Below are 12,040 nucleotides of genomic sequence, written 5' to 3' on the forward strand. Positions count from 1 at the left end.
AAATCCAAAGTAAAGGCGAAGTCTCCGACTTCGTACCCGTTCCAATTAACCATAAAGCAAATTAAAGACATTGGAACGGAATATTGAAGCGGGTACGAAGTCGGAGACTTCGCACAGCATAAGACGCTCGCGCTAGCAATAGAACAAAAAAAGAGACCTCATCAAAGGTCTCTTATCAATTTAATATATATCTTCAAAAACGTTTATTTCCCGTTCAATAATTTCTCTAAATACGTAACCTTGTCCTTTTCGGCTTGCACCAAACGTTCGTAAAGTTCAAGAACTTTATCTAAAGGATTAAAATTGCAATTATAATTAAGTCCGGCATTTACAATACCATTATCGTGATAAGTATTACCAATAATATTTAAAACCGCTTCTTCTGAAAAGTTTTTAATGGTTTCAACAGAAACTTCAAGAATTTTTGCGATTTCGATTAGTTTTTTTTCGTCAACCGTCTCGCTATTTTCTATCATAGAAATGGTCTGTTGACTTACTCCTAAAGTATATGCCAGTGCTTCCTGTTTCATACCTTTAAGCTCTCTGATACGGCTTATATTTCTGCCGATATGTTTTGGTTTTGTTACTGTACTCATAACTCAAAGATATTTAAAATTCTAAAACAAAAATAGATTTAATAAAGAAAAAGTAAACACAAAAATTAAAATTTACGAGAAATTAAAGTTTTTTTTAGGATAATCATTTTTACTTATAAATTTAAAAAACCACAAATTACACTATGAAACAATAGTGCAATTTGTGGTTTTCTTTTTTTAAATTATTTTTTCTAAATCTTATTTATAAGTAAAAGTAGCCGTTGCGTCTTTAAATTCTAATAAATTATTTTCATTATCAAAACTTGTTCCTGAAAATAAAAGTTCTTTCAGTCTTTTTTCGCTGTCCAAATTCCTTTTTATAGTCATTGTCTTTAAAGATATTCCATGATTAACTGGTTGAAAATGATAATCACAATCAATTTTAACAATGTTGTTAGTGCTTTTCTTTCCAATTTTATCATACAGTACACCACGAAGCATATAATAAGAAAATTGTAAAGGCGTTTGGTATATATGGTCAATACCGTTTACATATGGTTCTGTATCATAAGTATAATTAACAGTATAACTCATTGGTTCAAACATAGATACAAGATGCGCTTTAATAATATTTCCATTATGTTCTTCAAACTCAACCTTAGTAGATAATTCATAAGTAGGATTATAATCAGTTTTTCTATACATTTCGACTTTAGAAAGATAATTATTTTTATATGTAAAAAGTGTTGAGTCTGCACTAACATACTTAGTTTGATTGGTAATATCACTTAAATAATTTTCATTATGAACCATTAGTTCTATACGTCCATCTTTTAGGTAAATTAATCTTTTAGAATTTATTTTAAAACCTGTAGCAACGTCTGATAATTGATTAATTTCTATTAAATCTTCACTTATGTAAGTAACTCCAAAAACAGGTCCTCCTTCATTTATCTTAACAATCCTATTTTTATCATCATATTCATAAGATTCAATATACCTAGATATTCCTATATTTAAATTATAAGCTGGTGTAAAAGAAAATAATTTTTGAGGAACAGGAGCGACCACTACTGGTGGCTCTACAACTGATCCTGGAGTTTGATCATCAGAAGAGCATGATGTAATGATTACACTTAGGGCAGGTAAAAGAAATAGTAGTTTTTTAAACTTCATAGATGTTTAGTTTAATAGTTAATAAAAATAAAATAAACGCCCTAAAAATTTCAGGGCGTTTTTGTCAAATAATAAGCAATTATAAAATGCTGACTATATTAGTATGCAAAAGTAGTTGGACCAACAGTTGTATTATCTCCTGTTACATCGGTTACTTTGGTAGGATAATTATCTGCATTGTACTCGTAAGAAAAAAGTGTTTTATAGATCACTCTCGAAGGAGTTCTAATACTACCATTAAGGTTATAAATTTCTTCTAATCCTGATTTTGAAATCATATTATTAGCAGAACATTGATTACCAACCAAAGGAGTATTTTGCAAGAAATAAAGCAAATTCAATCCTTTGATATTTTTACAAAAAGTATTTTTAGTATCGTATTCATATACAAGTGATTCTTTTTTAGAATGCTGTGCATTTGTTAAAGTTTCAACGAAGTCATCTCTGGTAATATTACCATTTACGATTGTTAAAGTTCCCTTACCGTCTTCATCACCATTTTGGTATTTTCCAGATAATAATTTTCTCTCGTAAGAAACTGTCCCGTCATTATTATGCGTGTATGTGTATTGTATTTTATAAGCAAATTCTGCAAACATTACATATTCTAAAGTGTAAGATTTTGGTTTGTTATTTTCATAAGTAAATTCATAAATATGAGCTAATGTAGTATTAGCCCACATTTCGATTTTCGTAATAAGATCTCCTGTGTAGGTATATTTTTGCAGATAAGCTACGCCATCACCACATTCTACTAATTTGTCGCCATTAATTTTGTACGTAGCTCCGTTGACTAATACGGCTGAACCATTGTGCATAAGATCGTATCTGTAGCTTTTTGGCAATATTAAAGAAGGGTTTGGTGTTATTACCGGAGTAACCGGATCTGTTATAACAACTGGTTCTGTTGGCGTTACAGGAACTTCAGGAGTTGCAATTGGATCTTCAGCCGGAGCATCATCGCTTGAACATGAAGTAAATAAGAAAGCAGCAAGTAAAAGCGTGCAAATTTTGTTAATCATCTTGGTAGGTTTTATTAAATTAAATTGAAACTCAAGGTTATTTTATTATTAAATTTCCTTACAATTCGGCGCAAATATACAAAAAGGCGATCCTAATTTTAATAGTATTAATGCGATATTTAATTAACACCCTTAACTGCTGAGCTATACGGTTTTAATAGAAGAATTACCTCATAAAAAAGCTAACAGAAATGCCGTAAAAGATTGCTTTACCTTGTTAAAAACTGACAGAATTTTTGCTTTCAAAAAATAAAAAAATAATTAATCTGCTTAAAATTGTAAATTTACGTCAGACCTATAATGGTTATTAAAATTTAATTATTAAAACACAAAATACAAACATGATTACCAAAGCAACGGTTGAAGATATTCCTGCATTAACCACTCTTATAAATGCTGCTTACCGAGGAGAAACATCCAAAAAAGGCTGGACTACAGAAGCGCATCTCTTAGAAGGAAAAAGAACCAATGAAGAGGAAATGACTCAAATCATATTAGAACCTAACAACACTATTCTTAAATATACACAAAACAATCAAATCATTGGATCGGTTTTACTGGTTGAGAAAAAAGAGGAATTGTATTTAGGAATGTTAACCGTTTCGCCTGAATTGCAAAATGGCGGAATTGGAAAAAAGATGCTGGCAGAAGCTGAAAATTATGCCAAATCACTAGGATTACATCGCATCATTATGACTGTAATTTCTGTGCGTGAAGAACTTCTTGCGTGGTACATACGTCATGGTTATAAAGATACTGGCAAAAGAGAAGCTTTTCCGCAAAGTGACATTCATATTACTATTTCAGAAGAACCTTTAGAATTTATGTATTTAGAAAAACGGATTTAATTATCTAATCTGTTTAAAATATAAAAAAAGCCACTAAGCCACAAAGTTTTTATGCTCTGTGTCTTGCGACTTTATTCTTTTAAAAAATTTAAAATTCTCTAAAGATACTCAGCACTTTTTCTTGATCTTCGATAAAAACTCATGCGAAACTCCCAGATAGGAAGACAGGTTTTTATTGTTTATCATTTTAAATTTATTTGGATATCGTGCTATAAATTCCAAATAACGCTGTTTAGAAGGCTTGTTAAGTACATCTAAAAGTCTTTGCTGAATAGCAATGTTTGCTTTTTCTACCATCATAATGTGAAACTGAATTAGCTTTGGCACTTCCTCAAAGAGTTGTGCTTTATTAGCCTTTGTGATCACTAAAATCTCGCTTTCCTCCATTGCCTTTATGTTGTAGGTTGTTGGCTTCTGGTGGTAAAAACTTTCGAGATCGCACATCCATTCATTTTCAAATGAAAAAAATAGCACACTTTCGGTTCCGCTGTCATTAATAACATAAGTTTTGAAAGCGCCTTTTAAAATAAATCCTTCATAAGAACTGTTGGAATCCTGAATTTGTAAAAATTCGTTTTTCCTGAGCTTAATAAATGTTGCTTTTTCTTCAATACATTTCCATTCTTCGTCTGTTAGGTTAATTTTTCGTTCAATGTTTAATCTTAGGGCCTGGTACATGTTTTTTAGTTTTATTCTCACTTGGGGGCGTAAGTATTTGAATTAATTAAAAATGATGTAATCGATTACGTAAAAATACCTCTTAAAAATACTTTTGTCACTAAACAAGTGTTAAAAGTTGTTCTTTTTTATGCAATTTTTAAAAAACATTGAACTTGTTCAACTTTTTTAAAAATTATTATCGACAGATTTGCACTGTTAAATATTTTATAAACCCCCCAAATTTTTATTATGAAATTCAAATCAACAATTTCAGCGCTTTTAGTAGCCCTGATGATCGGTTTTACAGGATGTAATACTGACGAAATTGCTTCAACAAATGCTGAAGCTACAACTGAAACTGCTACACCTACATCAGGCAGTTTAACAGCAAAAGTTGGAAACTGCGCGCAGGTTCCGGGATGGGCATCTCAAAATGGTGGTACAACAGGTGGAGGATCTTCAGCTGAAACAACTGTTACTACTTATGCTCAATTAAAATCTGCTATCGAAAGCAGCTCTGTAAAAGTGATCAAAGTAACTGGTACTATTACGGTTACAACAAGATTATCTTTGCAAGATCAAACTGGTAAAACTATTTACGGTACTAAAGGTGCTAAATTAGTTTCTACTAATCAAACTAAAGATGCTTCTGGTATTATCAACATCAAAAGATGTAAAAACTTAATCATCAGAAACTTAATTTTCGAAGGACCTGGTGCTTATGATACTGACGGTTGGGACAATGCAATTTTAGATGATTGTCAAAATGTATGGGTTGACCACTGTGAATTCAGAGATGGTGTTGACGGAAACTTTGACATCAAAAACAAATCTGATTACATTACAGTATCTTACACTAAATTTGGTTACCTAAAAGCTCCTAAAGCTGGAGGTTCTGGAGGTTCTGATGACCACAGATATTCAAACTTAATTGGTTCTAGCGATGGTGCTACTGCAGATCGTGGAAAATTAAGAATTACTTTCGCTCGTTGCTGGTGGGCTCCTGGATGTAAAGAAAGAATGCCAAGAGTACGTTTCGGAAAAGTGCATTTAATCAACAACTATTTCAATAGTACAGTAAGTAACAAATGTATCGCTGCAGGTGTTGAAGCTGATATCCGTATTGAAAAAAATGTTTTCGAAGGTGTAAAAAATCCTATTGATTTAATGTCTGGTTACACAGCTGTTACTGAATCAAACAACATTTTCACAAACGTTACAGGAACTAAAGCTGGAAACAAAACTGCTTTTACTCCTCCTTATTCTATTGTTACTCTTGATGCTGCAGCTGTGAAAGCAGATGTAAGTGCTAATGCAGGAGCTACATTTACAGGAAACATTTGTGGATCTTTCTAAATAATATAAAACAATTTTAGCACCATAATATCAAAAAACCTACTTGAAATTATGGTATTAAAAATTGTGAGTTAGTTTAGTTTTGTCTAACCACATAAGATTTATAGGTCAATTGGAGAAGTACTACTTCACAATCCTGTATTTCTTATGTGGTTATTCTGTTTTTAGGCATGTTTTGTTTAACATCTCTTTTAAAAAAACGCTACAAAACGCTTCTAAGAGTCTAAAAAAAGCTGTTTTTTAACAAGATAAAAGAGTGCTAAACTTAATTTGAACTCGAAAATTCTTCTGCTATTTACGTTACAAAACCAATTCTTCAAACAAGCGTTGAATCGTTTTTTCTAAGTCCTGACAAGTTCCCGGATGTGGTCTTGAGGTTTGTATTGCTGAACTTCGAATTGCAGTCAGCCAACGAAAACGAGACGGAATATCCATTTCACCAATTGGGCCACCATCTTTGGCTCCGTTGGCAATTTTCTCTAATGCTGTAACATTGCAATGCAGTTGCTCCAAGTCAAAATCGTTAGACAAAGCTTCGATTTTAACATCGTTAATATGGTGCAATACTTTTATAAACTTCGCTTTTTTGCAAAACAAAATGATTCCAATATTCAGGAATTCTTCTCTTTCTACTCTTGGTACCACGCGAATTACCGCATACTCATATAAGTGACTATCTTGCATTTTGCGCCTGGTTTACAAAGATTTCTGAATTGTTTAATCGTGTTTGCAAAAACTGTAAGTACACGTTTCGCAAAGCTTCGGGTGTTTCCTCTGTATCTTCCCATTCTAACCATTCCAACGGAATCGTGTTTACAATTTCCTCCAAAATTTCGGGAGTTAGCAGGGCTTTAAATTCTGCATCTACTTCTTTTAAAAGTGATGCTTGTGGTAGTAACACATGATCTTTTATTAAAGCAAACGGACTTTTGGCGTGTTGTTCCCAATTATTCCAGGAATGGTGAAAATACAGACATGCTCCATGATCAATTAGCCATAATTCTTTATGCCAGATCAACATGTTGGTATTTCTAAACGTACGGTCAACATTGGTGATATAGGCGTCTAACCAAACGATCTGAGAGGCAAGTTTAGCGTCTACTGTTGTTACAACAGGATCAAAAGTTATGGCTCCCGATAAAAAATGAAGTGCCAGGTTTAATCCCTGACTGCCTTGTAGTAAATCCTGAATTTCTTCGTCGGCTTCTGTTCTTCCAAAAGCTTCGTCGAGTGTAGCAAAAACCAATTCCGGAAGCTGTAGTTTTAACGCTTTGGCAATTTGTCCGCCAACTAGTTCGGCAATCAGAGCTTTTACGCCATGACCCGCTCCTCTAAATTTCAAGACATATTTAAAATCATCATCGGCTTCTGCCAAAGCCGGCAAAGAACCACCTTCTCGCAAAGGTGTTATATAACGCGTAACTTGTACCGTTCTAAGATCGAAATTGTTTTTCATAAGAAGACAAAGTTAATAATTTATTCGCTGTAGGCAATAAGCTGTAGGCTTTAGGCTTTTTTTGAGCTTTAAGCTTTTGTCGGCTTTAAGCTGTATGCTGTAGGCAATAAGCTTGAGCGTGCTACTTATTCCTTATAGATGCCTACTGCCTAAAGCTTATTGCTTACAGCTTAAGACAAAAAAAGCTTACAGCCTAAAGCTTAAAGCCTATAGCTCGCTAAAAGCTTACCGCACGCTGACTAAGCCTACTGCCTACAGCTTAAAGCCTACAGCCTACAGCCTACAGCCTATTAAAACTTAAGACAAAAAGCTTACCGCCCGCTGACTAAGCCTACTGCCTATAGCTTAAAGCCTACAGCCTATTACAGCTTAAGAAACGCTTTTCCCAGATAATCAATAATATCAGATGCTATAAAAGATTGATATCCGGTTTGTGGTACTGCGAGATCAGCGGTTAGTCCGTGTAGGAAGACGCCTAGTTGTGCTGACTGAATGGGTTCGTAGCCCTGAGCCAGAAAACTGGTTATGATGCCTGTGAGCGTATCTCCGCTTCCTGCGGTTGCTAAAGCCGCATTTCCTGTGGTATTTTCGTAAATGTCTTTTTTATCTATAATGTAGGTTGGAGCACCTTTCATAACAATGATAACATTATACTTTTCAGAAAAAGCAATCGTTTTTTGAAATTTCTCTGAGTCGTTATTCCACTTCCCTATCAATCGTTCTAATTCTTTTGGGTGTGGTGTCAGGATACTTTGCTCAGGAAGCAATTCCAGCCATGTAATATTTTGAGCCAGAATATTCAATGCATCGGCATCAATTACCAAAGGAGCTTTATTGGTTCTTAAAAATTCGAATAAGGCTTTTTGAGTGCCCAGCTCCTGTCCTATTCCGGGACCAATTCCGATTGCTTGTGGTGTAAATGGCAGGTGAATATTAGTCATGAAATTGACGTTTTCATCGGTTATTACCATTACTTCCGGAATGGAAATTTGCAGAATTTGATAACCGCATTTTGGGCTAAAAACTGTTACTAATCCGCAACCCGATTTTATACAGGATCTTGATGCTAAAACTGCTGCTCCTATTTTGCCATAACTGCCTGCAATAATTACTGCATGTCCCTGAAGTCCTTTGTGTGTATGAGGATTTACGGGTTTGTAAAACTTCTGCACTTCTGCTTTGGTAATTAAGACAATTGCTTTCATTTGACTTGTTTATTTATTTTTAGTTTTAATTGTCTTCTGAATTCTTGCTGATGTTATTTATAACGCTGATTAAACAGATTTACTTCGTAAAAACGCAGATAAAAACAGATTTTATAATTGCTTGATGTCTTTAGCTTATACATAAATTAGATAATTAAAGTTAAATAAAAAATGATGATGAATGTATTTCTTTTTAACAGGAATGTCCTAGCCCAGATTGCAGTGAAAAGCCCGGAGTAAAAAAGCAAAAGTTTCTTGTTTTAAAAAAGCGACCAACGGAAGCTCTTTTTAGGACATTAGAAACTTTGCTTTTTTAGGAGGACTTGTAACGAAAAGCTGGAATTGCTCCTGATCCTTGCGAAATTTATAATTTTAACGGTACTTTTTATATATTTTTTAAATAAATTTGCGACACAATTTTATAAAACAACACAATGAAAAATACTGCGCTTACGCACATACATGAAAATTTAGGAGCTAAAATGCTTCCGTTTGCAGGATATAATATGCCAATTACTTATGAGGGAGTAAATGCAGAACACGAAACAGTTCGTAACAGTGTGGGTGTTTTTGACGTTTCGCACATGGGAGAATTTTGGCTTAGTGGTCCAAATGCACTTGCTTTGATCCAGAAAGTAACTTCGAATGATGCTTCGAATCTGACTATTGGAAGAGCGCAATATTCTTGCCTGCCAAACAATGAAGGCGGAATTGTAGATGATTTGATTGTATATAAAATGAAAGAAGAAGAATATTTACTGGTTGTAAATGCTTCTAATATTGAAAAAGACTGGAATTGGATTTCATCTCACAATGATTTAGGTGTTGAAATGAAAAATCTTTCTGATGATTACTCTTTGTTGGCTATTCAGGGACCAAAAGCGGTTGAAGCGATGCAGTCTTTGTCTTCTATAAATTTATCAGCGATTGCTTACTATCATTTTGAGGTAGCTGATTTTGCTGGTTTCAATGATGTAATTATCTCTGCAACTGGTTATACTGGTTCTGGTGGTTTTGAAATTTACTGCAAAAACAGTGATGCAGAAGCGATCTGGAATAAAGTTTTTGAAGCTGGTGCAGCTTTCGGAATCAAACCAATTGGTCTTGCAGCTCGCGATACTTTACGTTTAGAAATGGGATTCTGCTTATACGGAAACGATATTAATGATACTACTTCTCCTCTTGAAGCAGGATTAGGATGGATTACGAAATTCAGTAAAGAATTTACTAATTCTGAAAACTTTAAAAAACAAAAAGAAGAAGGTGTTACTAAAAAATTAGTTGCTTTTGAAATGCAGGAACGCGCGGTACCAAGACATGATTATGAAATCGTTGATGCTTCTGGTGCAGTGATTGGAATTGTAACTTCGGGTACAATGTCTCCTTCTATGAATAAAGGTATTGGTTTAGGATATGTTACTGTAGACAACAGTGCTGTTGATAGCGACATTTTTATTAGAATCAGAAAAAATGATGTTCCTGCGAAAGTGGTAAAATTACCTTTTTACAAGAAATAATTTTTAAGTCATATATAACTAAAATGCATTACAGTAATTGTAATGCATTTTTTTTTGGATAGATTTTGAAGAATCTCGTTTTATAATAATTTTCATTGAAGCACCCTGTCTTTTATCTTACAAAAAAAACTGTTCTTCTTGTAAGATATTTTAGAAAAAATATAACTCTTAATGAAAAATTAAGCGTAATTTTAATGGAAATGAAGATTTTGATTTATGAAAAAACTATTATTCTCTATACTCCTAACAACGAACGTACTATTTAGTCAAAGTAGCAATGAGTCTTGCGAAATTTTGAATAAAATTAATACACTTATACAAAGTGAACACATTTTACCAAAGCCTGTAAATGATAGTTTATCTGTTTTTGTTTTTGACAATCTCATCAACGATCTGGATCCTTCCCGCAATATTTTATTGAAAAGCGAGTATGACGAATTATCTAAAAAATACCGTCTGCAAATAGACAATTTGATACTGAAAAATGATTGTAGTTTTTTGCCTGATATTGTGTCAAAATACAGAAATGGACTTACTCGAACCAAAGCTGTTTTAGAAAAAATACAAGCTGCACCAATAGATTACACCAAGAAAGATACGATTCGCTTTTATAAAAAAGCTTTTGCATTTTACCTTAAAAAAGAGAACATCGAAAAAGTGTGGACAAAAAAACTCCGTTATCAAATCCTCGACGATATTGCTGAATCAAGCGACAATCTGGATTCGCTGAAAACGAACTTTAAATCAATTGAAGCGGCTTCTAAAAATTTGATTCTTTCGAATGAGATTTGCAGAATAAATACGCTTCTGGAAGCCAAAAATACGCAGGAGGAAAAACTCTATAATTTCTTTTGTACCTATTTTGATCCGCATACGGCTTATTTTAGCAATGATTCCAAATCTAGTTTTGTTGCTTCATTATCCAAAGAGCATTTGTCATTGGGAATGACGGTGAACTTAAATTCTAAAAATGAAATTATTATTGATGAAATAGACCCGAATGGTCCTGCTTTTAAAACGGGGCTTATTAGAAAGGGAGACCAAATTGTGGCAGTGTCCAATAATAAAGAAACACTTCAAGTATCCTGCGCTTCTTTAGAGTCTATTTCTACTATGATTTTATCTGAGTCGAATAAAAGTATTTTGCTTACACTAAAACGAAATGCCGGTAAAAGCTTTGATGTGTATATCGAAAAGCAAATTATGAAGGACGAGGAGAATTCTGTCTTCAGCTTTATTATAGGAAAAGAAAATAAGATTGGATATATAAAAATTCCTAGTTTTTATGCTGATTTAGACGGAAGCAGTCCAAAAGGCTGTGCTGATGATGTGGCAAGGGAAGTAATTAAATTGGAGAGAGATAACATCAAAGGTCTGGTTATTGACCTTATTGATAATGGTGGAGGATCTATGGAAGAGGCTATAAAACTAGCCGGGATGTTTGTAGATTATGGTCCTATTTCTATTGTGGTAGACAACAAGCATCAAAAATCGGTTATTAATGATCCTTATAAAGGTTTAATTTACCGTGGTCCAATTGTGATTTTAATTAATAGCAATACGGCTTCTGCAAGTGAATTTTTCTCATCAATTCTTCAAGATTATAACCGTGCCTTACTTTTAGGAAGTAATACACTTGGTAAAGCGACGATGCAAACTATAGTTTCTCTTGATGAGGAGAAAAATACTGATTTCTTGAAAATCACGATTAATAAGTTTTACAGAGTTACAGGTAAAAGCCACCAAAACGGAGGTGTTAAACCTGATGTTGTATTACCTGAATTTTATGAAGGCGTGTATCAAAAAGAAAGTGATTTTCCGACTGCAATTAAAAACGACAGTATAGAATCTAATTTAAAGTACAAAACCTACGTAAAAAGAGCTGTAATCGATAAAATAGCGAAAAGCAGCACGGTTCGTCTGGCCGATAATGCTTATTTTAATGACATCAAAAAAATAAACACTAAAATTGATCAGATGGTGAATACACCTAAAGCAGAAATTCCAATGACTTTGGATGCGGTTTTTCAACAAAAAAAGACTTTAAACACGCTATGGTCTGAAATAAACACATTTAACGATCACAGTAATCCATTAGATGTTTACAACTCAACGGTTAATCAATTTTTACTGGGTGTGTATCCTTCTGAGAAAACTATAAACCAATATCAGATCAATAACTTAAAAACAAATCCTTACCTGAACGAAGCGGTTAATATTATTACGGATTTTAATGCTTCTCGATAGATGTTAGATTGTTAGAC

General features: G+C 33.5%; 11 protein-coding genes. 4 read left to right on the top strand and 7 right to left on the bottom strand.

Going from position 1 to position 12,040, the window contains the following annotated elements; translation table 11 throughout:
* Nucleotides 1-203: 203 nt before the first annotated feature.
* From B0A66_RS22385 to B0A66_RS22395, 3 genes are all read right to left on the bottom strand, one after another.
* Nucleotides 204-596: a helix-turn-helix domain-containing protein gene (locus tag B0A66_RS22385; RefSeq protein ID WP_089052062.1), complete on the bottom strand. Its 393-nt coding sequence runs from the start codon at nt 594-596 to the stop codon at nt 204-206.
* A 198-nt stretch (nt 597-794) separates the two neighbouring features.
* Nucleotides 795-1,712 (bottom strand): hypothetical protein, encoded by a 918-nt coding sequence (locus tag B0A66_RS22390; RefSeq protein WP_089052063.1) that lies wholly within the window; start codon nt 1,710-1,712, stop codon nt 795-797.
* 98 nt (nt 1,713-1,810) lie between these two features.
* Nucleotides 1,811-2,734 carry a hypothetical protein gene (locus tag B0A66_RS22395; RefSeq protein WP_089052064.1) on the bottom strand — a complete coding sequence of 308 codons (924 nt, stop codon included), beginning with the start codon at nt 2,732-2,734 and terminating at the stop codon, nt 1,811-1,813.
* A gap of 341 nt (nt 2,735-3,075) precedes the next feature.
* Between B0A66_RS22395 and B0A66_RS22400 the strand changes: the two genes are divergently transcribed.
* Nucleotides 3,076-3,582: a GNAT family N-acetyltransferase gene (locus B0A66_RS22400; protein ID WP_089052065.1), complete on the top strand. Its 507-nt coding sequence runs from the start codon at nt 3,076-3,078 to the stop codon at nt 3,580-3,582.
* Nucleotides 3,583-3,690: 108 nt separating this feature from the next.
* Here B0A66_RS22400 and B0A66_RS22405 read toward each other — a convergent pair whose 3' ends face one another.
* Entirely contained in the window at nt 3,691-4,260 is a 570-nt protein-coding gene (locus B0A66_RS22405) for a Crp/Fnr family transcriptional regulator (protein WP_089052066.1), read from the bottom strand.
* Nucleotides 4,261-4,491: 231 nt separating this feature from the next.
* Here B0A66_RS22405 and B0A66_RS22410 point away from each other — a divergent pair, with 231 nt between their 5' ends.
* Nucleotides 4,492-5,598: a pectate lyase family protein gene (locus B0A66_RS22410; RefSeq protein WP_089052067.1), complete on the top strand. Its 1,107-nt coding sequence runs from the start codon at nt 4,492-4,494 to the stop codon at nt 5,596-5,598.
* A gap of 300 nt (nt 5,599-5,898) precedes the next feature.
* On the opposite strand, the gene B0A66_RS22415 is transcribed toward B0A66_RS22410, so the two are convergent.
* From B0A66_RS22415 to B0A66_RS22425, 3 genes are all read right to left on the bottom strand, one after another.
* Entirely contained in the window at nt 5,899-6,282 is a 384-nt protein-coding gene (locus B0A66_RS22415) for a DUF3037 domain-containing protein (protein ID WP_089052068.1), read from the bottom strand.
* Entirely contained in the window at nt 6,272-7,054 is a 783-nt protein-coding gene (locus tag B0A66_RS22420; RefSeq protein ID WP_089052069.1) for a HipA family kinase, read from the bottom strand. Before B0A66_RS22420 ends, B0A66_RS22415 begins: the two co-directional genes overlap by 11 nt.
* Before the next feature lie 362 nt (nt 7,055-7,416).
* Nucleotides 7,417-8,259 (bottom strand): NAD(P)H-hydrate dehydratase, encoded by an 843-nt coding sequence (locus tag B0A66_RS22425; protein WP_089052070.1) that lies wholly within the window; start codon nt 8,257-8,259, stop codon nt 7,417-7,419.
* 434 nt (nt 8,260-8,693) lie between these two features.
* On the opposite strand from B0A66_RS22425, the gene gcvT reads away from it, so the two are divergent.
* Both gcvT and B0A66_RS22435 read left to right on the top strand, forming a co-directional pair.
* Entirely contained in the window at nt 8,694-9,776 is a 1,083-nt protein-coding gene (gcvT, locus tag B0A66_RS22430) for a glycine cleavage system aminomethyltransferase GcvT (RefSeq protein WP_089052071.1), read from the top strand.
* Between the two features lie 216 nt (nt 9,777-9,992).
* Complete coding sequence (locus B0A66_RS22435; RefSeq protein WP_089052072.1) at nt 9,993-12,023, top strand: S41 family peptidase; 2,031 nt, start codon at nt 9,993-9,995, stop codon at nt 12,021-12,023.
* Nucleotides 12,024-12,040: the final 17 nt, after the last annotated feature.

Origin of the sequence: Flavobacterium hercynium (genome assembly GCF_002217285.1) — a bacterium.
Lineage (GTDB): Bacteria > Bacteroidota > Bacteroidia > Flavobacteriales > Flavobacteriaceae > Flavobacterium > Flavobacterium hercynium.